The organism is Lactococcus cremoris subsp. cremoris KW2 (assembly GCF_000468955.1).
In the GTDB taxonomy this organism is placed as follows: domain Bacteria; phylum Bacillota; class Bacilli; order Lactobacillales; family Streptococcaceae; genus Lactococcus; species Lactococcus cremoris.
The window spans coordinates 986,073-1,009,284 of the sequence record NC_022369.1 but is presented as its reverse complement, the minus strand read 5'-3'; the positions used below and the strand labels follow the sequence as shown (position 1 = coordinate 1,009,284).

The 23,212-nt window shown below is 35.4% G+C and carries 22 protein-coding genes; 8 read left to right on the top strand and 14 right to left on the bottom strand.

The annotated features are described in order from the left end of the window. Positions 1–261: 261 nt before the first annotated feature. The 4 genes from KW2_RS04885 to parE all read right to left on the bottom strand — a co-directional run bounded on the left by KW2_RS04885 (position 262) and on the right by parE (position 4,111). On the bottom strand, positions 262–711 hold the full coding sequence (locus KW2_RS04885; RefSeq protein ID WP_021037112.1) for a GNAT family N-acetyltransferase: 450 nt from the start codon (positions 709–711) through the stop codon (positions 262–264). Continuing rightward, positions 708–1,541 (bottom strand): 3'-5' exonuclease, encoded by an 834-nt coding sequence (locus KW2_RS04880; RefSeq protein ID WP_011675992.1) that lies wholly within the window; start codon positions 1,539–1,541, stop codon positions 708–710. The genes KW2_RS04885 and KW2_RS04880 overlap by 4 nt, the downstream gene beginning before the upstream one ends. Further along, the gene (locus tag KW2_RS04875) at positions 1,534–2,070 is read right to left on the bottom strand and encodes a cysteine hydrolase family protein (protein WP_021037111.1); all 537 of its coding nucleotides are present in this window, start codon (positions 2,068–2,070) and stop codon (positions 1,534–1,536) included. The genes KW2_RS04880 and KW2_RS04875 overlap by 8 nt, the downstream gene beginning before the upstream one ends. Before the next feature lie 106 nt (positions 2,071–2,176). Next, a complete protein-coding gene (gene parE, locus KW2_RS04870; RefSeq protein ID WP_021037110.1) occupies positions 2,177–4,111 on the bottom strand; it encodes a DNA topoisomerase IV subunit B in 1,935 nt (644 codons plus the stop codon). A gap of 278 nt (positions 4,112–4,389) precedes the next feature. Here parE and plsY point away from each other — a divergent pair, with 278 nt between their 5' ends. The 5 genes from plsY (at position 4,390) to nrdF (ending at position 9,534) form a co-directional block, all read left to right on the top strand. After that, positions 4,390–5,031 (top strand): glycerol-3-phosphate 1-O-acyltransferase PlsY, encoded by a 642-nt coding sequence (plsY, locus tag KW2_RS04865; RefSeq protein ID WP_011675988.1) that lies wholly within the window; start codon positions 4,390–4,392, stop codon positions 5,029–5,031. A 173-nt stretch (positions 5,032–5,204) separates the two neighbouring features. Next, positions 5,205–5,423 carry a redoxin NrdH gene (locus KW2_RS04860; protein WP_011675987.1) on the top strand — a complete coding sequence of 73 codons (219 nt, stop codon included), beginning with the start codon at positions 5,205–5,207 and terminating at the stop codon, positions 5,421–5,423. Position 5,424: 1 nt separating this feature from the next. Next, on the top strand, positions 5,425–5,847 hold the full coding sequence (gene nrdI / locus KW2_RS04855) for a class Ib ribonucleoside-diphosphate reductase assembly flavoprotein NrdI (protein WP_021037109.1): 423 nt from the start codon (positions 5,425–5,427) through the stop codon (positions 5,845–5,847). A 136-nt stretch (positions 5,848–5,983) separates the two neighbouring features. Continuing rightward, complete coding sequence (gene nrdE, locus KW2_RS04850; RefSeq protein ID WP_021037108.1) at positions 5,984–8,152, top strand: class 1b ribonucleoside-diphosphate reductase subunit alpha; 2,169 nt, start codon at positions 5,984–5,986, stop codon at positions 8,150–8,152. A gap of 404 nt (positions 8,153–8,556) precedes the next feature. Continuing rightward, on the top strand, positions 8,557–9,534 hold the full coding sequence (nrdF, locus tag KW2_RS04845) for a class 1b ribonucleoside-diphosphate reductase subunit beta (protein WP_011675984.1): 978 nt from the start codon (positions 8,557–8,559) through the stop codon (positions 9,532–9,534). A gap of 102 nt (positions 9,535–9,636) precedes the next feature. Here the strand turns inward: nrdF and ftsX are convergent, their stop codons facing one another. From ftsX to prfB, 3 genes are all read right to left on the bottom strand, one after another. Next, entirely contained in the window at positions 9,637–10,572 is a 936-nt protein-coding gene (ftsX, locus tag KW2_RS04840; protein ID WP_011835384.1) for a permease-like cell division protein FtsX, read from the bottom strand. Beyond that, entirely contained in the window at positions 10,565–11,257 is a 693-nt protein-coding gene (ftsE, locus tag KW2_RS04835; RefSeq protein ID WP_011675982.1) for a cell division ATP-binding protein FtsE, read from the bottom strand. The genes ftsX and ftsE overlap by 8 nt, the downstream gene beginning before the upstream one ends. A gap of 329 nt (positions 11,258–11,586) precedes the next feature. Next, complete coding sequence (gene prfB / locus KW2_RS04830) at positions 11,587–12,684, bottom strand: peptide chain release factor 2 (RefSeq protein WP_011675981.1); 1,098 nt, start codon at positions 12,682–12,684, stop codon at positions 11,587–11,589. 137 nt (positions 12,685–12,821) lie between these two features. Between prfB and KW2_RS04825 the strand changes: the two genes are divergently transcribed. Both KW2_RS04825 and ntdP read left to right on the top strand, forming a co-directional pair. Next, on the top strand, positions 12,822–13,727 hold the full coding sequence (locus KW2_RS04825; protein WP_021037107.1) for a metallophosphoesterase: 906 nt from the start codon (positions 12,822–12,824) through the stop codon (positions 13,725–13,727). A gap of 163 nt (positions 13,728–13,890) precedes the next feature. Then, complete coding sequence (gene ntdP, locus KW2_RS04820) at positions 13,891–14,421, top strand: nucleoside tri-diphosphate phosphatase (RefSeq protein WP_003130958.1); 531 nt, start codon at positions 13,891–13,893, stop codon at positions 14,419–14,421. Between the two features lie 14 nt (positions 14,422–14,435). Here ntdP and KW2_RS04815 read toward each other — a convergent pair whose 3' ends face one another. From KW2_RS04815 to KW2_RS04805, 3 genes are all read right to left on the bottom strand, one after another. Next, positions 14,436–15,239, bottom strand: coding sequence for a formate/nitrite transporter family protein (locus tag KW2_RS04815; protein ID WP_021037106.1), 804 nt, complete (start codon positions 15,237–15,239; stop codon positions 14,436–14,438). A 154-nt stretch (positions 15,240–15,393) separates the two neighbouring features. Further along, the gene (locus KW2_RS04810) at positions 15,394–17,016 is read right to left on the bottom strand and encodes an ABC transporter permease (protein WP_021037105.1); all 1,623 of its coding nucleotides are present in this window, start codon (positions 17,014–17,016) and stop codon (positions 15,394–15,396) included. An 11-nt stretch (positions 17,017–17,027) separates the two neighbouring features. Next, positions 17,028–17,906, bottom strand: a complete 879-nt coding sequence (locus KW2_RS04805; RefSeq protein ID WP_011835392.1) for an ABC transporter ATP-binding protein — start codon at positions 17,904–17,906, stop codon at positions 17,028–17,030. Between the two features lie 289 nt (positions 17,907–18,195). Between KW2_RS04805 and KW2_RS04800 the strand changes: the two genes are divergently transcribed. After that, entirely contained in the window at positions 18,196–18,753 is a 558-nt protein-coding gene (locus KW2_RS04800; protein ID WP_011675975.1) for a TetR/AcrR family transcriptional regulator, read from the top strand. A 32-nt stretch (positions 18,754–18,785) separates the two neighbouring features. Here the strand turns inward: KW2_RS04800 and whiA are convergent, their stop codons facing one another. The 4 genes from whiA to cls form a co-directional block, all read right to left on the bottom strand. Beyond that, positions 18,786–19,703, bottom strand: coding sequence for a DNA-binding protein WhiA (gene whiA / locus KW2_RS04795; RefSeq protein WP_011675974.1), 918 nt, complete (start codon positions 19,701–19,703; stop codon positions 18,786–18,788). Between the two features lie 95 nt (positions 19,704–19,798). Then, positions 19,799–20,782: a gluconeogenesis factor YvcK family protein gene (locus KW2_RS04790; RefSeq protein WP_021037104.1), complete on the bottom strand. Its 984-nt coding sequence runs from the start codon at positions 20,780–20,782 to the stop codon at positions 19,799–19,801. Then, positions 20,779–21,666 carry an RNase adapter RapZ gene (gene rapZ, locus KW2_RS04785; protein WP_011675972.1) on the bottom strand — a complete coding sequence of 296 codons (888 nt, stop codon included), beginning with the start codon at positions 21,664–21,666 and terminating at the stop codon, positions 20,779–20,781. The genes KW2_RS04790 and rapZ overlap by 4 nt, the downstream gene beginning before the upstream one ends. A 64-nt stretch (positions 21,667–21,730) precedes the next feature. Then, a complete protein-coding gene (cls, locus tag KW2_RS04780) occupies positions 21,731–23,176 on the bottom strand; it encodes a cardiolipin synthase (RefSeq protein WP_021037103.1) in 1,446 nt (481 codons plus the stop codon). Positions 23,177–23,212: the final 36 nt, after the last annotated feature.

The window sequence follows — 23,212 nt, the reverse complement described above, 5'->3', positions numbered from 1 at the left end:
TAAGAATGATTTTTACTGACAGTTCTTCTAGTCTATCAGACTATAATATAAAATCACTTTTCCTATTCTACCACAAAATTAAAACGAAAAAAACTGACACATTATTTATTGGGCAAAAGAAAGGAAAGTGTTTATCATTTTTAAAGCTACTGACAGATTGATTTTAAGCAAAAAAATTACTGACGAAAACAGTAAAAAACCCGTAAGGTGCAAAAAACACAAACGGCATTTTTAGACAAAGCTGTCAGCAAAAGATTTACGTTAGAAGTTCAATATCATGTTTACATGTTTAATATCGTCTTCATAAAAGGGTTCTGAATTTTCAACAAAGCCAAATGAAGCATAAAAATCTCGTAAATAATATTGGGCCTCGATAGTTACTGCTGCTTCCCCATTTTCTTTGAGAACTTCCAAAGCCTTATCAATAAGACTCCGTCCGAGATTTTGTCCACGAAATTCAGGATTAACAAGGACCCGACCAATCGAGGCTTCATTAAATGAAATCCCTTGTGGAAGAAGACGACAAAGAGCCATCAATTCTCCTTTGTCATTTTCTAGCCAAAGATGTTGCGCCACTTGGTCTTTACCATCAAGTTCTTGGTAAGGACAATTTTGCTCCACAACAAAGACAGCCGTACGCAAACTCAAAAGTTGATACATCTCGTCTGTTGTTAATTGATTAAATTTTTTTAATTTCCAAATTGCTGTCATTTCTCTTCCTCCATAATCGTGACGAAATTGGCTTTTTGCATTTCTTTTAGAAAATCAGAATGAATTTTCACTTTTTCTGAATTATGTAAACGAATTTTTAGACTTGAACCTGTAGAATATTCTCGTTCAACCGAAATTCCTAGAACTTCAAACCGTTCCCATTTTCGTTCTAAATTTTGCTGATAGTAGACCAAAGCCTTGGTAATGGGTAAGTTTAACTTTCGACGAATGCTGTCAGTAATTTCATCAGAACTGTCACCAAATAAATCTAACTGACCAAGTTCGTCAGCAACTTCTGATTCTACTGACCGCTCAACTTCTTCAATTTTTTGTAAATATTGATAGAGTTTAGCTGTAATTAGACAGTCATTAAGGGCATCGTGCGAACGTAAATCATTCATTTCCAGTAAATCTTTGAAATTTTCCAAAGCATAAGAGGACATGGTCAGAAGTTTTTTACTTTCTGCTAAAGTATCATAAACACGAAAAGCTTCAACATCGGTGATGGCGCAATCAATAATCGCTTGATAGAGGAATGAAATATCAAAAGGTGCGTTATGTGCCACTAATAAATGACCTTTGATAAAATCTAAAAAATCGGGTAAGATTTCTTCAATCGTTGGTTGATTCAATAAATCCGCTGGTTTTATACCAGTCAATTGGGTAATTTCTGTCGAAACATAAGAACGTTGGTTTTTTACTAATTGATTGAATCTGGCAAGTTCTTGATTATTTTCATCATATTTTACCGCACCAATTTGAATAATTTCATTTTTTTGTGCAGAAAATCCTGTGGTTTCAAAGTCAAATACGACATATTTCTCAGACATTTTTATTTAGTTCCTCAATAATTTCTTTTGTTCTAATTACTTTCCCAAATTTAGGAATTTCTGTCAGCGTTTTCTGGAAGTTTTTTAACTTTCTGTCAGCGCAAGCATCTTCGATAATAAAAGACTCAAAAGCAGATTCAGCTCCATCCTTGGCTGTTTTAACGACACCATTACTCATCGAAACCCCAGTAACATAGATTTTACTGACAGAAAGTTTTTTTAGCTCATCAGCTAAGCCATAGTCTGATTGTTTAAATGCTGATGGGCCAAATTTTACCAACTTATGCAGTCTTGAATTATTATTTAATTCATCTTGTAGAATCATGCGAGAAAAAGCTTCTTTAGCGGATTTCCAAAGTATTTTTGGCTCAACTGTCACTAAATAAACCGGCTGATTTGCTTGGTCAAAAGCGGCAATCAGCGCTCGATTGTTCTCAATGATTTTATCCCAACCATAAGGTTCAGCTTTTTTTGCTAATTTCTTAATGAATGCTTGTAAATCAATAATAATTAATGCTGAATTTTGCATTGCTTCTCTTTTCGTTATAAGAAAGTCTTTTAGATTTTCTTCCATTTTATCACAAATTAAAACAAAAAACCTCGAAAAATCGAGGTAATTATTTGAATAAAATTGTTTAGAAAGCTGTATCTTCTTCCATCGTAAATTTCACATTATTTTCGATCCATTTACGACGTGGTTCAACTTTATCACCCATCAGCACGGAAACACGCTTTTCTGCTTGCGCTGCATCATCAATTGTTACTTGAATCAGTGTCCGAGTTTCTGGGTCCATCGTTGTTTCCCAAAGTTGGTCAGCGTTCATTTCCCCAAGTCCTTTATAACGTTGAAGATTTGCATTTTTACCAAACTGCTTACGAAGTTCTGCTAGCTCGCCATCTGTCCAAGCGTACTCTATCTTCTCTTTTTTCCCTTTTCCTTCACTCATTTTATAAAGTGGAGGAAGCGCAATATAAACATGTCCAGCTTCTACAAGAGGTTTCATATAGCGATAGAAGAAAGTCAATAAAAGTGTTTGAATGTGTGCCCCATCAGTATCCGCATCGGTCATGATAATCACTTTATCATAATTACGGTCAGCCAAAGTAAAATCTGCACCAACACCAGCACCAATAGTGTAAATCATGGTATTGATTTCCTCATTTTTGAGAATATCTTGCATTTTTGCTTTTTCGGTATTAATTACTTTCCCACGTAAAGGCAAAATAGCTTGAAATTTTCGGTCTCGTCCTTGTTTGGCAGAGCCGCCCGCTGAATCCCCTTCGACCAAATAAAGTTCATTTTTATTTGGATTTTTTGTTTGGGCAGGTGTTAATTTCCCTGACAAAAGACCCTTATCTTTTTTAGATTTTTTACCATTTCGAGAATCTTCACGTGCTTTACGAGCTGCTTCACGTGCTTCACGCGCTTTGATTGCTTTACGAATCAGGTTTTGAGCCAATTCACCATTTTCCATCAAATAAAAACTTAATTTTTCAGAAACGAGGCTGTCCACCACTGGACGAGCCAAAGGTGAACCCAATTTATCTTTGGTTTGTCCTTCAAATTGGAGATGTTCCTCTGGAATTAATACAGATAAAACTGCCGTTAAACCTTCACGATAATCAGACCCTTCCAGATTTTTATCTTTATCTTTAAGCAAATTGACTTTACGAGCATATTCGTTCATTGCCTTAGTGATAGCTGTTTTTAAACCTGCTTCGTGCGTTCCGCCATCTTTAGTTCGAACATTATTGACAAACGAAAGAATATTTTCTGAATAGCCATCATTATATTGGAGGGCAACTTCAACTTCAAAACCATCTTGCTTTCCTTCAAAATAAAGAACTGGAGTTAAGCTATCTTTGTCTTCATTCAGGTAGGCTACAAAATCCTGAACTCCATTTTCATAATGAAATTCTTCTTTTTCATCCGTACGTTTATCTTCAAGACTAATCGTTACTTCTTTCAAAAGAAAGGCCGATTCATTTAAACGCTCGGAAATGATGTTATATTTAAATTCAGTTGTTGAAAAAATAGTAGAATCGGGCATGAAAGTCACTTTTGTCCCCGTTTTTGATTTCGGAGCTTTCCCTATTTTTTCCAAAGTAGTTGCTGGATGTCCTCCATTTTCAAAACGTTGGCAATAAACAGTCCCATCACGAGTGATTTCAACTTCTAACCAAGTAGAAAGAGCATTTACCACCGAAGATCCTACACCATGCAATCCACCAGAAGTTTTATATCCCCCTTGACCAAATTTACCACCAGCATGAAGAATAGTGAAAATAACCTCAACAGTTGGAATTCCCATCGCGTGTTTTCCGACAGGCATTCCGCGCCCTTCATCTTCTACAGATAAAGAACCATCAGCATTAATGGTCACTGTAATTTTATTCCCAAAACCAGATAAGGCCTCATCGACTGCATTATCTACAATTTCCCAAACCAAATGGTGCAAACCTGTTCCATCAGTTGATCCGATATACATCCCTGGGCGCTTTCTGACCGCGTCCAAACCTTCAAGGACCTGAATTGCACTGTCATCGTAATTATTAATATCTATTACCATCTATTTTCCTCTCATCGAAAGCCCATATCTTTTATCAGCAAGATCATCACTCGCTTTGTTCGCAATTTACTGACAAAAAATATTCATCTTGATTATTGTACCTTGTTCAGAACGCTTTGTCAAAGGACTGCTGAGAATTTCAAAAGCTAATCGTAAGATATTTGCTTCAATTAAGCCAATAAGTTTCAATATTGTCAGTAATCTTTAATAAAAATATGGTATAATTGTACAGTTAAAAGAGATTATCGATTTTAAACGAAATAAACTTCGGAGAACTTATGCTTATTATTATTCTTCTTCTCATTGCTAGCTATCTTTTAGGGGCAATTCCTTTTGGACTATGGATTGGCAAGATTTTTTTCAAAAAAAATCTTCATGATTATGGTTCAGGAAATACTGGAACGACCAATACTTTTCGTATTCTTGGTGTAAAGGCTGGGATTGCGGTCTTTATTTTTGACTTGCTTAAAGGAACTTTGGCAACGCTTCTTCCACTAATCTTCCATATTAATGGAGTCTCTCCTTTAATTTTTGGATTGTTGGCTGTCATTGGTCATACCTTATCTATTTTCGACCATTTTAAAGGCGGGAAAGCTGTGGCTACTTCTGCTGGTGTTGTCCTTGGATTTAGTCCATTCTTTCTTCTTTATCTTCTCGTTATTTTTATTCTTGTTCTCTGGCTCTTTAGTATGATTAGCCTCTCAAGCGTTGTAGCTGCAATTTTTGCTCTGCTTGGAATTCTTATTTTCCCTAGCTTTGGATTTATTCTCACTTCCTATGATCTTTTATTCTCAATTATTATTTTTGCTTTGGCAATTATTATCATTTTTCGACATAAAACAAACCTCAAAAGAATCAAAAATCATTGTGAATCCCTTGTCCCCTTTGGTTTAAACTTATCGGGACAAAAAGAAAAATAGCACAATATATTGTGTTGTTTTTCTTTTTTTACATAATTTAACACTATATCTAGTATCTTTAATTTGACTAGATATTTTTTTTACGCTAAAATAAGACTATAAAAACTCGAGAAAAAGTCAAGGACTTTTTACTCCCGTCTAAAAAATATATTGGCCCCAAAAGGAGATTTAAAATGGTTACAGTTTATTCTAAAAACAATTGTATGCAATGCAAAATGGTCAAAAAATGGCTTTCTGAACACGAAATTGCATTTAACGAAATCAATATTGATGAACAGCCTGAATTTGTCGAAAAAGTAATTGAAATGGGTTTTCGAGCTGCTCCTGTAATCACAAAAGATGATTTCGCCTTTTCTGGTTTCCGTCCTTCTGAATTAGCAAAGTTGGCTTAATATGAAACTTGCTTATTTCAGTGTGACTGGACAAACGCGTCGTTTTGTTTCTAAAACAAACTTGCCGAATGTCGAAATTACACCTGACGATGATTTAGAGATGGACGAGCCTTTCCTTTTGATAACTCCCTCTTATGCTGAAGAATCACCAACCGTTTCTAAATCAATAGACGTTATGGACCCGGTTTTTGACTTTATGGCTTATAATGATAATTATAAACATTGTCGTGGAATTATCGGCACTGGAAATCGTAATTTTGCTGGCATCTATATTTTTACAGCTAAAGAAGTTTCAGCAAAATATCAAATTCCACTTTTATATGATTTTGAGTTTAATGGTACGCCAGCTGATGTTGCTGCCGTTGAAAAACTCGCTGCACAGCTTGATCAAGGAGCGAAAGTCACCTTTAAAAATCCGCTGTGATTTTTTATGGCTTCACCCTACTTGAGTGAAGCTTCTTTATTTTAACTTTTATTTTATAATAACAAGTTTGAACTTATCATACATTTCAGATTCACTTATTTTTAAAAGTAAGTGAATACTTTATAAAAGGAGTATTATGTCTCTAAAACAACTTAAAGATGTAACTTATTTCAAGCTCAATAACGAGATTAACATCCCCGTGAATGGTAGCATTCCTCTTGCCAAAGATAAAGAAGCAATTACCGCTTTTTTCAAAGAGAATGTTGAACCTAATCGTTATGAAGCTGACACTTATATCGATAAACTTAATTGGTTAGTTAAAGAAGAATACCTAGAAGCTGAATTTCTAGAAAAATATAAGCCAGAATTTATCACAAATCTTCGTAAAGAATTGAGTAAATTTGAATTTCATTTTGATTCATTTATGGCTGCTTATAAATTTTATAATCAATATGCCATGAAAAACAATGACGGTTCACTCTATCTTGAAGATTTTGAAGACCGTGTGTTAATGAATGCTTTATACATGGCTGACGGCGATGAAAAATTAGCTAATAATCTTGCTTTTGCAATGATTAATCGTCGTTATCAACCGGCTACTCCAACTTTCTTAAATGCTGGTCGTAAACGTCGTGGTGAATTCGTTTCTTGTTTTCTTTTACAATTGACTGATGATATGAATTCAATTGGACGGACGATTAATTCTGCCTTACAACTTTCTAAAAATGGTGGTGGTGTTGGTCTTAATTTGACTAATCTGCGTGCTGCTGGTGCACCAATCAAAGGATATGATGGAGTTGCCGCTGGTGTTGTGCCTGTCATGAAACTTTTTGAGGATGCTTTTTCTTATGCCAATCAATTGGGGCAACGACAAGGTGCTGGTGTAGTTTATTTATCACTTTTCCATCCAGATATCATGGAATTTTTATCAACTAAAAAAGAAAACGCTGACGAAAAAATCCGCGTTAAAACTCTCTCACTTGGTGTTACTGTTCCTGATAAATTCTACGAATTGGTTAAAAAAGGCGAAACAATGTATCTTTTTGAACCTTACTTCGTTGAAAAATATTATGGTAAAACTTTTGCCGAAGTCGATATTACAGCTGAATACGACAAGATGGTGGCTAACCCAGAAATTCGCAAGACACCAATTAATGCCCGTGAGCTTGAACAAGAACTTTCAAAACTTCAACAAGAATCTGGTTATCCTTATATCGTGAATGTCGATACGGTCAATCAAGCTAATCCTGTTGATGGGGTGATTTCAATGTCAAACCTTTGTTCTGAAATCCTTCAAGTTCAAACACCTTCTGTTTTGAATGATGACCAAACTTATAAAGTCGTTGGAACTGACGTTGCTTGTAACTTAGGTTCAACTAATGTCTTAAATATGATGACTTCCAGTGATGAATTTGGAACTTCTGTTGAATCAATGGTTCGTGCTTTAACTTTCATTTCTGAAACTTCAAACCTGGATACTGTTCCAACTGTTCGTAAAGGAAATGATGAAATGCATGCCATTGGGCTTGGAGCAATGGGCTTGCATTCTTTCTTAGCTCAAAATCAAATTCATTATGATAGTAAAGAAGCCGTTGAATTCACAAGTGTCTATTTCATGTTGTTGAATTACTACACTTTGGTGGCTTCAAATAAATTGGCTGTTGAAAAAGGGTCTAGCTTCAAGAATTTTGAAAAATCTGCCTATGCTGATGGTTCTTATTTTGATAAATACTTGACTCATGATTATTTTGCAGCTGTTTCTCCTAAAGTTCAAGAACTTTTCAAAGGAATTGCCGTTCCAACAATCGCTGATTGGACTGAATTACGCGATACTGTAAAAACTTCTGGTCTTTATAATTCTTATCGGATGGCTGTAGCTCCAAATGGTTCTATTTCTTATATCAATGACTGTTCTTCTTCTATCCACCCAATCGTCAATCGGATTGAAGAACGCCAAGAAAAGAAAGTTGGGAAAATTTATTATCCAGCTGCTGGACTTGCCACTGAAACAATTCCTTACTACAAATCAGCTTATGATACTGATATGCGCGCGGTCATTGATGTTTATGCGGCTGCTACAGAACACGTTGACCAAGGATTGTCACTCACTTTATTTATGCGTTCAACTTTACCAGAAGGTTTGTATGAATGGAAAGTTGCAAATAATAAAATGACCACACGTGATTTGTCTATTTTGCGTAACTATGCTTACAAAAAAGGAATTAAAACAATTTATTACATTCGTACATTTACTGATGACCAAGAAGAAGTCGGCGCTAACCAATGTGAAAGTTGTGTCATTTAATAAAACATAACCAATGATGCTAAAGCACCTATTGTTTATACGAAAGCCGCTAGAGCGGACTTTCTATTTTCTTACTTGTTTTCATTCATTGAAGTATTGTCAATGAATGAAAACGACGTAAACAACATAAACAATAATGCTAAAGAATCTAGTGTTTATACGAGAGCCGCTAGAGCGGACTTTCTACTTTCTTATTTGTTTCATTTTTCCAAAAAATCGTCGGTCAAAGTGCGACGTATAACTATCAACCTGACCTAGGGTCTAAAATAATTTACTGACGCCAAACTTTTGATAAATTATCGAAAGTTTTTGGTGTCATGAGCTAGCTATTTTTACTGACGACATTGTCAGTGATAAAAAATTTACTGACAGTAATTGTCGGTAGCTAAAAAGAGAGAAATAATATGTCTGAAACTGAAAATCTTACTGTCCCCACTTATTATAGTGCGATTGACTGGAATTCTATTGAAGATTCAATCGATAAATACACTTGGGAGAAATTAACTAGCCAATTCTGGTTGGATACACGTGTTCCTGTCTCTAATGACTTGGACGATTGGCGTAAATTGCCACAGCTTGAGCGTGATACTTTTGCTAAAGCCTTCGCTGGATTGACTCTCCTTGATACTTTACAATCAGTAGATGGGGCTGAAGTCCTCAAACATGATGCGAGAACTCCTCAAGAAATTGCTTGTTTCAATAATATCCAATTTATGGAGTCAGTCCATGCTAAATCTTATTCTACAATTTTCTCAACTTTAAATACTAAAAAGGAAATTGAAGAACTCTTTAACTGGGTGGATACCAATGTCTATATGCAGACAAAGGCTGAAATCATCAATAAGATTTATGAATCTGGCACCGCTCTTCAAAAGAAAGTGGCTTCTGTATTTCTTGAAACTTGCCTCTTCTATTCAGGATTCTATACACCTTTACTTTATCTTGGAAATAATAAGATGATTAACTCAGCAGAAATTATCAAGTTGATTATTCGTGATGAATCTGTACACGGTACTTATATTGGTTATAAATTCCAGCTTGGTTTTAATGAATTATCTGAAGATGAGCAAAGTGAATTCCGTGATTGGATGTATGAGCTCCTCTACAAACTCTACGAAAATGAAGAAAACTACTCTCATTTACTTTATGATAAAGTGGGTTGGACTGATGAAGTCTTAACTTTCTTACGCTATAATGCCAATAAAGCTTTGATGAATCTCGGACAAGACCCACTTTTCCCTGATACTGCAGCTGATGTCAATCCTGTTGTCATGAACGGAATTTCAACTTCTTCATCAAACCATGACTTCTTCTCACAAGTTGGTAATTCTTACCTCCTTGGTGAAGTGGAAGCAATGTCTGACGAAGATTATGACATTTAATTAAATAAATTTAATAGTCTGTCAGTAAAAAAGTAAAAACTTAATTACTGACAGTTTTTTTTAACACAAAAAAGAGAAGATAAATCTTCTCTTTTAATTTTATTAAATTTTAAGGAAACGACGCATTGATAATAGGGCCCCGAATGAACCAATCAAAATACCAATTATAGCCATCAATCCAACAATGGCTGGAATGAACTCGCTAGTCGCATACATCGAAAGTTTTTGTGATTGAAGACTTGGTGTCAGACTAACAAAAGCAAGACGATAAGCCCAAGCAACGATAAGACTTGGAATAATTGAACCTAAAAGTCCAACCCAAGCTCCCTCTAAGAAGAATGGCCAACGAATATAACCATTTTTAGCCCCAACCAGACGCATGATTTGAATCTCACGTTGTCTTGATAGGATAGTGATTCGAATGGTGTTAGAGATCAAGAAGACCGCGACAAAGATTAATAAAATCGCTGCTGCAGTTCCCCAAGTTTGAACTCCTCGTGCAATTTGGAAAAGTTTTGCGGTATTGGCACCACCATAAGTTGCTTTTTCAATTCCTGAAAGTTTGGAAATTTTAGAAGTAACTGCTTTTACATTAATTGGCTTGTCAGCTTCAACGATATAAGCATCGTAAAGTGGATTTGCATCCCCTTTAAAAAGGTTCCAGTTATTTCCTAAGGCCTTAGTCAATTCTTGTAATTGAGCTTCTTTACTTGAAAAAGTTACTGTTTTTACATTAGGAATTTCTTTGATTGAATCATAAATCTTAAGATGGTCAGGATTATTAATTATTTTTTTATTGTTTTTTGGATCTTGAATCTTCGCTTCCTGGTCATGGACGTCTAATTTCATATAGGCAACAATCCGGACATTGTTTTCAATTCCCTTAGTCAATCTTTGAGTGTTCAGGATAATTGAAAGGAAAAGTCCAACCAAAACCAAAGTAATTGTTACTGATGAAACAGCAGCAACTGTCATCCAACCATTACGTTTTAAGTTTTTGAGCGATTCCAAAATATGTTTGAAGAAATTTCTAATCATCGTAGCCGTAAACTCCTTCCTCTTGGTCGCGGACAATTCGTCCGTTTTCAATAGCGATAACACGGTGCTTTAAGGTGTTAACAATTTGGCTATTATGGGTCGCCATCAAAATGGTTGTCCCTTGAAGATTAATTTTTTCAAGCAAATTCATGATTTCCCAAGAATTTTCAGGGTCTAAGTTCCCTGTCGGTTCATCGGCAATCAATACTTTTGGTGCATTAGCAATCGAGCGGGCGATTGCCACACGTTGCTGTTCCCCACCTGAAAGTTCATTTGGAAATGAACGAATCTTGTGTTTCAATCCAACGAGGTCAAGCACTTCATTGACCCGTTTTTTGATTTCGCGCGGGCTTTTACCAATAACTTCCATGGCATAGGCAATGTTTTCATAAACTGTTTTCTTTGATAAGAGTTTATAGTCTTGGAAAACCACACCTACAGAACGACGTAACAATGGAACGTCTCGACGTCTTAATTTAGATAAATCATATTGCGCAACTGTTCCAGAACCACGGTCAATCTTTAATTCACGATAAAGTAGTTTGATAAAGGTCGATTTCCCAGCTCCTGATGGTCCAACGATATAGGTAAATTCTCCCGCTTCAATTTCGAGCGAAATATTACGCAAAGCCGTTGTTCCATTAGAATATTTCTTGGAAACGTTGCTTAGTTTTATAATACTCATAGTACCTTTCCTGTGTTAGATTTGACTGACAATTACTAACGAATGAGTCAGCAACTTATTAGTAAAATCCATATTTTAATCACTATGGATGCTTTTAAGAGGATTTTATCAAAAAACAAGAAAACGGGCACAGCACTGTACCTTTTTTATTTCTCGATAAGACTTCTCTTCCGTTCTACTGACAGTAATAAATAAATTTCCCTCAGCAGAACTACTAATAATTATATCAAAATAAAAGTGCTTTAGGTAGCACTTTTATTTTATAATCTTTTCATTAATAACTTTAATGTTTCGTAATCATTTCAACAACTCCAAGAACCAGCTTAATTTTAGAGGTTCCAACGAAGGTAAGCATTGATAAATCCGTCTATTTCTCCGTCCATAACGTTTGAAATTTGTCCCGTTTCATAACCAGTCCGTGTGTCTTTGACTAACTGATATGGCATGAAAACATAAGAACGAATTTGACTTCCCCAAGAGATTTCTGATTGGTCTCCTCGAAGTTCATCAACTTCTGCTTGCTTTTTATCCATTTCTAATTGATAGAGTTTTGACTTCAACATAGCCATGGCCTTGTCACGGTTACCATATTGTGTTCTATCCATTGTTGATTGGACAACAATCCCTGTTGGAACGTGAGTCAAGCGAACCCCTGTGGATACTTTATTGACATTTTGTCCACCTGCTCCTCCAGAACGGAAGGTATCCATTTTCACATCAGCATCACGAACTTCAACTTCAATTGAATCATCCAGTTCTGGCATCACGTCTACTGAAGTAAATGAAGTATGACGACGATTAGCAGAATCAAATGGCGATATGCGAACTAAACGATGAACTCCTTTTTCGCCGCGCAAAAAACCATAAGCATTTCGCCCAACAAAACGAATGGCTACTGATTTAAGTCCAGCAACATCTCCATCTTGATAGTCCAAAATTTCTACTTTAAAGCCATGCGCTTCACCCCAGCGGGTATACATCCGCATGAGCATTGAGCCCCAGTCCTGCGACTCTGTTCCACCAGAACCTGGATGGATTTCAAGTACCGCATTCATGTGGTCATAGGGTTGATTAAGCATGATTTCGAGTTCGTAAGATTCAATTTTTTGACCAAGAGCTGTGGTCATCTCTTCTAATTCGACTTGCATGTCTTCATCAGCTTCTTCCTGAAGCATTTCAAGCATGGTTTGAGCTTCTTCAAGCATGTTATTCATGGCTTGATAATTGTCGTATTTTGCTTTTAAAGCATTTGATTCGTCAATGACTTTTTGAGCCGCTGCTTGATCATTCCAAAATTCAGGCTGCGCCATATCATTTTCTAATAAAGCAATTTCTTCTTCCAAACGGTCAAGATCTAAGGAGTCACGAAAGCCATTAATCTTCTCGCTATATCCTTCAAGTAAATTTCTAATTTCTGATAATTCCATAGTTGCATTATACCATATTCACCGCCTATAAGCCTAACCTAAGCTATTCAATAGAAAATGGACTTAAACTTTTTTATAATAGGAATCTCAAAAATTATATATTAGATAGAATTACTGACACATGCTATAATTTGACTATGACTAAAAAAAGACGATTGGCTATAATTTCAGATTTTCATTTGGACAGTAATCACTTTTCTATAGAGGAAATTGAACTTTTTATATCCCTTCTAAATGATTTACAAATTACAGATTTACATTTTGCTGGAGATATTTCTAATGATTTACATAATATCTCTGAACCTTTTTTTCATCAATTAGAATCACTGACAGATTTATCAGTCACTTTTAACCTTGGAAATCATGATATGGTTGAACTTTCTGAGGAAGAAATCTCTGTCAGTAATTTTAAAGTGAAAACTTTTGCATCGACCGCCTTTGTCAGTTTTCATGGTTGGTACGACTATTCCTTTATGAAAGAAAAAGCCGATTTTCAAAAAATTATCGCTTTTAAAAATTCCTTTTATTTTGACCGAAAAATCCATCGCCAATTTGATGATATCAAGACGACAGCTATCGAATTAGAGAAACTAGAAACTTTACTGACAGAATTGTCAGTAAAGCCAGAGATTGAGAGAATTATTGTCAGCACACATTTTGTCCCTCATCAGCAATTTATCATTAATACCCGCTATGAAAAATTTGCTCGCTTTAATGCTTATTTGGGCTCTCAGCATTTCCATGAACTTTTTTGCCACTTTCCAAAAGTTACGGACGTCATTTTTGGACATCTTCATCAAAGACGAACTCCCCTTAAGATTGATAACATTCTTTACCATGCGAGACCTCTTGGATATCCTTACGAATGGCAAATGGTCAATGAATTTTTAGCCAAATATCCACAATATCAGATTGCTGAAAATTGGCATTTGAGAAAACGTTATAATGTGCTTCGTAAAAGTTCCGATTGGCAAGCTTTTCGAAGAGAAAACTTGATGAAGGAATTTCAATCGTCTTTGACAATTTTTGACTTAGACGACTAATATTAGCCATCAGTATAAAAACTCACTTTTACTACATAAAAATTAAAAAAACGAACATTTATTAGCAATTTATTGCCTAAACTAAACATTTTTACTGTAAATTTCATTTAAAAAATGGTATATTAATAGATGAGAACTTTGAATTGAGAAAGAGAGAATAGCCTTGAAAATTCCGAAAGAAGGCGACTTCATCACGATTCAAAGCTATAAACATGATGGGAATCTACATCGCACTTGGCGCGATACCATGGTTCTAAAAACAAATGAAAATTCAATTATTGGAGTAAATGATCACACTTTAGTGACGGAATCTGACGATCGCCGTTGGGTCACGCGCGAACCTGCTATTGTTTACTTCCACAAAAAGTTTTGGTTTAACATCATTGCTATGATTCGTGAGGAAGGCGTTAGCTACTACTGCAATCTAGCGAGCCCCTTCGTCCTCGATAACGAAGCGCTGAAATATATTGATTACGACCTTGACGTGAAAGTCTTCAAAGATGGAGAAAAGAAATTACTCGATGTTGAAGAATATGAGCGCCACCGACGCAAAATGCACTATCCAAAAGAAATTGATCATATTCTAAAAGAAAATGTCAAAATTCTTGTTGACTGGATTAACAATGAAAAAGGGCCTTTTTCTAAAGAATACGTTGAAATTTGGTACAATCGTTATCATCAGTTAAAAAAATAGTTACTGACTTTTTGTCAGTAACTATTTTCTTTATTTTTTAGTTCTTCTTGTTCTCTTGCTTGTCTTCGATAGCCTAAACTATAAAATCCAGCAACAAATATTGACCCTCCAAAGAGATTACCAAGATAAACAAATAGAAAATTATGAGCAAAATCGAGCCAGCTTGCTCCATTTTCAAAAATTGCCGCTGGAATGACAAAGGCATTAGCTATACTATGCTGAAAACCAATCGCAACGAAAGCCATAACCGGAAACCAAACTGCTAATACTTTTCCAGCAGCATCTTTAGCCCCATAACACATCCACATTGCCAGACCAACAAACCAATTACATCCGATTCCTGAGAGAAATTCTTGGGACCAACTAGCATTTATTTTCGATTGTGCTAAACTAAGAAGCTCCGTTTTGTAAGCTCCAATACCTGTCAATCCGACAAGATGTCCAAAAACAAAAGCGACAAAAATAGCACCAAGGACATTAAATACAGTAATGATTAACCAATTTTTTAGTAATTCACTCAAAGTCACTTTTTTAGCAAAAAATGAAGTAGAAACAGCGGTCATGTTTGAAGTAATCAGCTCGCCACCACCCAACAAGATAACGATTAGCCCAATTGGAAAGACACTCGCTCCAATCAAACTTGCAAGACTTCCTAGTTCGTCAGCTACCGAAGCTATCGCCCGAATATAAAGCAAGTAGCCAAAAGAAATCATTGCCCCACCAATAAAACCAAGAACGGCTTTTTCTAAAAAAGGACGTTTTATTTTTTCCTGACCGTGGTGAATGGTCGCAGTTAAAATTTCTGCCGGATTCATCATGTAATTTTTCTCCTGAAAGCGTATTTATAAAATAACTCATTCATTCTATCATAAATTATATTAGAATGCTAAAAAATACTGTATTTCTGGGTTTAGACAACATTTTGTTGCTCATTTTACAAAAAAAGCTATCTTGTTTAGATAGCTTTTAAATTTATCCTGTAATTAAGTCACGTCTTTCATAAGCTTTATAGCCAATCAGAATTAATACAAGAGCTAAGATTAATATCAAGCTGACTGTTGGAAGATTCATTTTCTCCACTGGTAATTTGGGAATCTGACTGTAAATGCTCAAATTTTCTAACCATTTTGGCAGATTCAATAATTTTCCAAGATAAGTCATAAAGAGTAAGAAGCCTAGATAAACCCAAATCACATCAGCGAACCGAGGAACAAGACCCATTAGTAAACTAAGGATAGCAAGGACAAAGATGACTGCAACAAGCCAAATCATCCCAGATTTCATAATTTCTGTAAAAGAAAGAACATTCTCATTTCCCAATTGTTCAATAAATATCCCTAAAAGAGCCAAAAATTGTGCAACTATAACTGAAAAAATAGCTGTCAGCACATATGTGAAATAGACCTTTGCTCTTGAAAGTGGCAATGCATAGAGTGCCTCTAAGCGATTTCTTCTTTCCTCACCCATCATTTTTATCAGTAATATCACTCCAAAGGCCGCAACTAATATCGATAAAATAGAGAATAAAGTAACCATGAAGTTTCCTCTAATCGCCGAGGCCGCGGTTTCATTTCCCACAAAAATTTCTTTAACTGTTTTATTACTAGAAATAAATTGGTCCATTTGACCAAACATCGAACCATAAACCAGACCTAGCACAAAACTTCCAATAAGCCAGCCAAGAATCATCTTTTTTTCAAGACTTAAAATAAGACCAGGAAAACCAAATAATGCTTTTTTTCCTTGCGCTCTTCCTTGTCCCTCAGGCAAATAACCAGCTCCCACATCCCTTTTAAGCTCTAAAAAGTAAGAAATGACCAATAAAATCAAGGATAAACTAAATGTCAAAATGACACTGGTCCAATTTTCATGTCCTTTGACATAGGGAAAAGCCAGATAAACCCATGATAGTGGATTAAACCACCCCAAAGAAAGATTGGTTGCATCTGTCCCCATTCGAATGATATAAAGCAATCCAAACAAACCGAAGGTCACCCCTTTAGTTGTACTCGCATCAGAGAAAACTTGCCCTAAAAGTAAGGCAAACATTCCCCAAAGTAGTCCTTGGGCACTTGTGGTAAAAGCAAAGAGTAAATTACTTTCCAAATCATTTAAGCCTGTTACATTTTGCGCTTGAATGGAAAAGGCGAGCAGAATAGCCATTAGTAGATGTAAGAAAATAAGTTCAATTACTAGGGCCGTCGTGTTTGCTAACTTTCCGATAGAATAAGAACGAAAAAGCTCAGTAATTCCATCATCTTCTTCTTTTCTACTTCGATTGACAACATAAATAATCGAAATAATAGCAAAGGTGATACCTGTAATCAAAGTCATCGTTTGACCAAAAATAGGGCCTAAACTATAATTTGCTGGACTATTTACAGGTGTGGGGCCAAATAAGCCAATCATTGCTGGATTTTTGACAAACATTGTATAAAGACTATTTGCCGTGGCTGGATTTGAGGCTACTTCCATTTTTCCAGCCCCTGAAGCGGCAAATGCAAGCATTCCCAAAATCCAAAAAAGTAATTTTAGCCAATCTCTTTTGAGTAAGGCCCTAAACAAAACCTCTGTTTTATAAAATGGTTGTTTCATAAGCTTCCCCCTTACTGGTAATGACGCATAAAGAGGTCTTCAAGCGTTGGAGGAGTTGATTCAAGTTTATGTACTCGGTATTGTAAAAGTGTTTTTAATATTTCATCAATTGAATCTGAATCAGCCTGAAAACTTGCTTCTCTGTCAATAATCTGCAAATCATGAACAGAAGCTAATTTTTCTAAATCATGAGGAACTTCTTCCGTTATAACCTTATACTGATACCTTGTCAAATGTCGTAAATCTTCAAGAGAACCCGTCTCAACGATTTCACCCTTTCGAATAACCGCAACTCTATCAGCTAACTTTTCAACCTCTGATAAGATGTGACTGGACAAAATGATTGCTTTTCCCGCTATTTTTAATTTTTCCACTTCTTTTTGAAAAATGGCCTCCATCAATGGGTCTAACCCACTGGTTGGCTCATCAAAAATATAAAGTTCAGCCTCCGTTGCTAAAGCTGCAATAAGCGCAATCTTTTGGCGATTTCCTTTGGAATAAGAGCGAACTTTTTTCTTTGGATTCAAATCAAATTTTTTTATCAGTTCATCCCGCTTCTCTTTGTTAATTTGTCCATGAAGTTTCAAAAACAAATCAATTGTCTCTCCACCCGATAAATTGGGCCAAAGATAAACATCTCCAGGCACATAAGCAATTTTTTTATGGATTTCAATTGAATCTTGCCAGACTTCTTTACCAAAAATTTGAGCCTTCCCTTTTGTTGCTTTAATAATTCCAAGTAAAATCCGAATAGTTGTTGATTTACCTGCACCATTTGGTCCAATATAACCCAAAACTTCACCAGAATTAACCTCAAAAGATACATTTTTTAAGGCCTGAAACTTTCCAAAATTCTTTTGAAGTCCACTGACTTCGACAATTTTCGCCATTTTGTTCCTCCTTGATTAGCTTGACAAATTTGTACTCTGAACTATTCTTATACTTATAGTTCATATTGTACCCTTAACTTTTATAGAGTTCAAGAAAAGTTATCTAAAAATACAACCAAAAAACTTTTAACAATCCTCTTTTTAAAAAAATGAACTATTTTATTTTTATAGTTCATATTGTACTCTTTTATTTGAAATGGTTCAAGAAAAAAGTTATAATTTTGTTATATCTAATTTCTATAAAAAATTTACTGACAGATTGCTCTGTCAGCTAGAAAGTGTGTTTGTAGTGAACCAAACTGAACAAAAGAAAAAAGCAATTTTAGAAATCACTTTTCAATTACTAAACGAAAAAAGAATAAAAGATATAAAAATCGAAGAAATTGCTAAAAAAGCGGTTGTTTCTAAGGTAACTCTTTTCAAATACTATCAAAATAAAAGTCATTTGATGAACTATGTTCTTCTAAAATCTTTTGAGCACATGGTTGATGAAATCGAGGAAATCATTAATGGTGACCTTGATTTTACAGATACTTTTCAGGCTATCATTGATCTTGAATTGAAACAACTTAAAGTGTTCAGTCCTGTTTTTTCAGAAAATCTAATGACTCAATACTCCGAAAGTCCTGATTTTTTTGATACTGATGCTCTTTTGCCTCAAGCAAAAATTTACGAAAATCTTTTTGAAAAAGGACAAAAAGAAGAAAAAATTTCTAAAGAATACACTAAAGAAGACTTTCTTTTCATCATAAATATTTTTAATTCTGGAATGAAGGGCTTGTCAATAGAAAGGCTTTTAGAAAAAACCGAACTTCTTTCTCGCTTCTTTCTTAATGGTTGGAAATAATAAAAACTGGCTCATTATCAAGCCAGTTTTTATTAACTTTCAACTTTTTTTAAATCATTCGAGCGTTCAACCAGTTTTCTTAGTCGATGGTTGACTCCAGATTTTCCCAATGGTGGGTCCAGTAATTCGCCCAATTCTTTAATCGTTGCTTCTGGATTTTCTAAACGTAAACGAGCGATTTCTTTTAAAGAGGGTGGAAGCTGTTCCAATTCTTTTTTTTCATTAAGAAATTGAATAGCATCAATTGCTTCTTGAGCAGCCATTACGGATTTAGCAATATTAGCATTTTCAAAATTGGACTGACGATTAGCTAACCCACGCATTTCACGCATAATTTTAGCTTCTTCAAATTTCAATCTCGCCTTCATTGCGCCAATCAAAGTCAAAAAATCCATTATCTCTTCTGCTTTTGATAAATAAAGAATCCACCGATTTTTTCGTTCAATCACTCGAGCATTTAAGCCAAAATCTCGAAATATTTCTTGTAAATCCTCAGCATGTTCCTGATAAACATTTGCGATGGATAATTGATACTCCCCTTTTTCAGGGTTATGCAAAGCTCCAGCCGACAAAAATGCGCCACGCAAATAGTCTTTTTTAATGAATTCATCATTTTTAACAAATTCAGGGACACCATTATCCAGCATCAGTGAATCAGCCAAACTCAATTCATCTAATAATTCGCCAGCACCCTCTGTGATAAAAACAGTATAAACCCGATTTTTAGAAAGTGTTGTTTTTTGATGAACACGAATCTCAGCATGAATTTCATAGAGTTCTTGAAGCATTTGATAAATGTATTTAGCCGTACCAGCATTTTCTGTCGTAATAGATAAAGTTAAACCATTAAAAATTCCAACAGAGCCATTCATTCTTACAAGGGCAAGAAGGGCACCAGTTGTGGCTAAATTACGGGTTAATTCTTTTTTTACATCACTTGTGAAACTCATAATTTTTTCTATTCAGGTTAAAAAACCCTGTCTTGTTCCTTCCTCTTAAACTCTTTATCCGTTTAAAATTACTGACAAATCCTGTCAGTAATTTTTTAATGTCTAAATTCTTGACGTTGAGAAATGGCAACAATTTCTTTGGCAACAGCTTCTCCATTATGGAAGGCCCCACCATCACGCAGTTCCAGAAAATTATTAGAAATCACATTGACTTCTTCAGCCTTCAATGCTGCAAAATCATGATCAACTTGGACCAAATACTCATCAAATTTATTTGTATTCATATATTCTTCTGGCACTTCTTGAATATTCACAAGAACTGTATCAATCACTTTTGTTCCAATATGTTCATTCAAAACACGAACGTGGTCAGCATCCGTGAAATGCTCTGTTTCACCACGTTGAGTCATAATATTACAAACATAGATAATTTTAGCCGACGTTTTCCATAAAGCTTCACAGATTTCGGGAATAACAATATTGGGTAAAATTGAAGTGAAAAGTGAACCCGGCCCCAAAACAATCGTATCTGCTTCCATAATTGATTTAACAACATTTCGTGAAGCAATTGGGCTTTCGCCATTGACAGTTTGAGTCAGGTAAACATGGTCAATCAAGCCTTTATAGCCTGCAATTTGGCTCTCACCGCTTACCTCATGACTATCTTTAAAAACGGCATGTAATGTCAATGCTGCATCAGATGAAGGGTAAATTTTCCCTTCAACATGAAAGAATTGAGCCAAGGTTTGAATCGCACGATAGGTTGACCCTTGCATTTCAGAAATTGCAGCAATAATTAAATTCCCAAGAGGGTGTCCTGCCAATTCTCCATCAGATTTATCAAATCGATACTGTAAAATATCGGCATAAAATTTAGGCATGTCTGACATTGCAATCAATACATTTCTCAAATCACCAGGAGGAGCGATACTGACTGCTGAACGAATCCGTCCAGAAGAACCTCCATCATCCGCAACGGTTACAATCGCTGTTAAATCAACTTTTTCTTTACGTAATGCTTTTAGAACGACAGGAATTCCGGTCCCACCACCGATAACGACAACTTTAGGATTGCTCATGAACGATTTACCGTTTCCTTTCTACGGTCTTTATCTCTATGACTAACATTTAGATGCCACTTTTCTCTTAAAGCAGCAGAAACTCGTTCAGCAAAGGCCACTGAGCGGTGTTGACCTCCGGTACAGCCAAAAGCAATTGTCAAAACTGATTTCCCTTCTTTTTTATAAGCAGGGAGAATCGGAACCAACATCTTCATCAAATTTTGATAGAATTCTTCAGATTGCGGATGTTCCATCACATAATCATAAACTTCTTGATCTGTTCCATTTTTATCACGTAATTCAGAAATATAATGTGGATTCGGTAAAAAACGGACATCAAAAACCAAATCAGCATCCAATGGCAAACCGTACTTAAAACCAAAAGACATCACTTCAATTCGGAAAGTTGATTCTGTACTTGTCGCAAATTTTTGCAAAATTCTTGCTCGAAGATTTCTTGGTGTTAATTCACTGGTATCAATCACTACTTCTGATAAATTTTTTAAATCAGCTAAAATCTCACGCTCTTTAGTAATTCCATCCAGTGTTCGACCATCAATTGCCAGTGGGTGGCTTCGTCTAGTCTCTTTATAACGTGAAACCAATTCAGTATCATTGGCATCTAAAAACAACAATTTAAAGTTCACACTCGTGTTATCTGTCAATTCGGTCACAATACTTTGAATATCTTCAAAGAAAGCACGCGAACGCATATCAACGACTAAGGCCACTTTATCAATTTTATTATCAGGTGTATTCAATAGCCCAACAAATTTTTCAATTAAATTTGGTGGCATATTGTCCACTGTAAAATAGCCCATATCTTCAAAGGATTGAATCGCAACTGTTTTGCCTGCGCCAGACATTCCTGTAATGATTACAATATTGAGTTTATTGTCCATCTCTTTCCTCCATTTTCATCTTATCATTCCAAATGATAATTTTTGCTCTATCTTAGTTTCTAAATCAAAGCATTGGTGCAATTAAGCGAGCCAGTCCTTCCTTAAAACGGATCAGTTTTGATCTTTCTTCATAACGCTCTAAAGTCAATGGACGGCTTAACTTCAAGTCTTTCATAAAATCATTTCGCAATTTTTGTGAAATATCATAATCATAAATAACAACATTTGCTTCAAAACATAATTGTAAGCTTCGATAATCCAAATTTGCCGAACCAACTGAGGCATACTCTCCATCAATAATTAACGTTTTAGAATGAACAAATCCATTTTCATAAGTATAAACCTTGGCACCATATTTAACTAAATCAGCGGCATGGAAATATGTCGCCCAGTAAACCAGCGGATGGTCTGGCTTGTTAGGAATTAACATTTTAACTTGTACACCTGATAAAAGGGCCAATTTTATTGACTCATGCAAGGCATCAGAAGGAATATAATAGGGCGTTTGAATGATAATTTCTCGTTCAGCACCAGAAATCATCTTCATGTAAGTCAATTTGATTTGCTCTTTATCCTCATCTGGACCAGAAGTCACAAGTTGAGTCGCTACATGTCCTTCAACAATAGAATCTGGAAAATAAGGTTCTCCCTCAGTCACTTCAAAATGATGTTGTGAATTCCAGTCTAAAATAAAACGATGCTGTAAGCTATAAACAATATCACCAGTCAATCTCAAATGATTGTCACGCCAATATCCAAATTTTTTCGTAATTGAAGCATATTCATCACCGACATTGAATCCACCTGTATAGCCAACCACACCATCAATCACAACGATTTTACGGTGCAAACGGTAATTTGTTCGGGGATTAACTAAGGGCATAATCAAGGGGAAAAATTGAGCCACATGTCCACCAGCTTCTTGAAGCTCTTTAAAGCTGGACATTTTAGTCTTATTTGAACCCCAAGCGTCAATTAAAAGTTTGACTTCTACTCCACGCTTTGCGGCTGCCAGTAAGGCATCGTAGATTTCATGTCCCATTCGATCCATTCTAAAAATATAATATTCCATATGGACATGATGCTTGGCTTGATTTATATCTTCTATCAAAGCGTTAAATTTCTGGCGCCCATCATTAAAAATTTTGACACCAGTATTTGTTGAAATAATCGATTTTTCTTCAACATAAAGCATGTGAATTAGTTGACCAATCACATGATTTTTTCTCATTTTTTCAATAAACAATCCATCTGTATATGATTTCTCCGCATGTTCAAGTTGTTTTTCAAAGCCAAGTTGAAACCTTTTACGGTCTTTAAAAATACGATAATGTGAAATTCCACGACCAATGAGTAAATATAAAATAAAGCCTATAATCGGCAATAAATTAACTACAAAGAGCCATGACCAAGTTGCTGCTGTTGATTTTCTTTCCCTAAAAATAATGACAAAGGATAAAATAACATTAAGAAAAAAAAGTGCCAGCTCAAAAAGTGCAATAAAACTCATAATAATTTCTCCCAATCCCCCAGTTTACTCCTTCCA

Bases quoted from the DNA above. Each gene is read 5' to 3' on its own strand.
- ftsX (WP_011835384.1), bottom strand. From the start codon at position 10,572: ATGATTAGAAATTTCTTCAAACATATTTTGGAATCGCTCAAAAACTTA.
- KW2_RS04860 (WP_011675987.1), top strand. From the start codon at position 5,205: ATGGTTACAGTTTATTCTAAAAACAATTGTATGCAATGCAAAATGGTC.
- KW2_RS04805 (WP_011835392.1), bottom strand. From the start codon at position 17,906: ATGGCGAAAATTGTCGAAGTCAGTGGACTTCAAAAGAATTTTGGAAAG.
- KW2_RS04790 (WP_021037104.1), bottom strand. From the start codon at position 20,782: ATGAGCAATCCTAAAGTTGTCGTTATCGGTGGTGGGACCGGAATTCCT.
- KW2_RS04880 (WP_011675992.1), bottom strand. From the start codon at position 1,541: ATGTCTGAGAAATATGTCGTATTTGACTTTGAAACCACAGGATTTTCT.
- nrdE (WP_021037108.1), top strand. From the start codon at position 5,984: ATGTCTCTAAAACAACTTAAAGATGTAACTTATTTCAAGCTCAATAAC.
- cls (WP_021037103.1), bottom strand. From the start codon at position 23,176: ATGAGTTTTATTGCACTTTTTGAGCTGGCACTTTTTTTTCTTAATGTT.
- KW2_RS04875 (WP_021037111.1), bottom strand. From the start codon at position 2,070: ATGCAAAATTCAGCATTAATTATTATTGATTTACAAGCATTCATTAAG.
- prfB (WP_011675981.1), bottom strand. From the start codon at position 12,684: ATGGAATTATCAGAAATTAGAAATTTACTTGAAGGATATAGCGAGAAG.
- KW2_RS04825 (WP_021037107.1), top strand. From the start codon at position 12,822: ATGACTAAAAAAAGACGATTGGCTATAATTTCAGATTTTCATTTGGAC.
- whiA (WP_011675974.1), bottom strand. From the start codon at position 19,703: ATGAGTTTCACAAGTGATGTAAAAAAAGAATTAACCCGTAATTTAGCC.
- nrdI (WP_021037109.1), top strand. From the start codon at position 5,425: ATGAAACTTGCTTATTTCAGTGTGACTGGACAAACGCGTCGTTTTGTT.
- parE (WP_021037110.1), bottom strand. From the start codon at position 4,111: ATGGTAATAGATATTAATAATTACGATGACAGTGCAATTCAGGTCCTT.
- rapZ (WP_011675972.1), bottom strand. From the start codon at position 21,666: ATGGACAATAAACTCAATATTGTAATCATTACAGGAATGTCTGGCGCA.
- nrdF (WP_011675984.1), top strand. From the start codon at position 8,557: ATGTCTGAAACTGAAAATCTTACTGTCCCCACTTATTATAGTGCGATT.
- KW2_RS04885 (WP_021037112.1), bottom strand. From the start codon at position 711: ATGACAGCAATTTGGAAATTAAAAAAATTTAATCAATTAACAACAGAC.
- plsY (WP_011675988.1), top strand. From the start codon at position 4,390: ATGCTTATTATTATTCTTCTTCTCATTGCTAGCTATCTTTTAGGGGCA.
- KW2_RS04810 (WP_021037105.1), bottom strand. From the start codon at position 17,016: ATGAAACAACCATTTTATAAAACAGAGGTTTTGTTTAGGGCCTTACTC.
- ftsE (WP_011675982.1), bottom strand. From the start codon at position 11,257: ATGAGTATTATAAAACTAAGCAACGTTTCCAAGAAATATTCTAATGGA.
- KW2_RS04815 (WP_021037106.1), bottom strand. From the start codon at position 15,239: ATGATGAATCCGGCAGAAATTTTAACTGCGACCATTCACCACGGTCAG.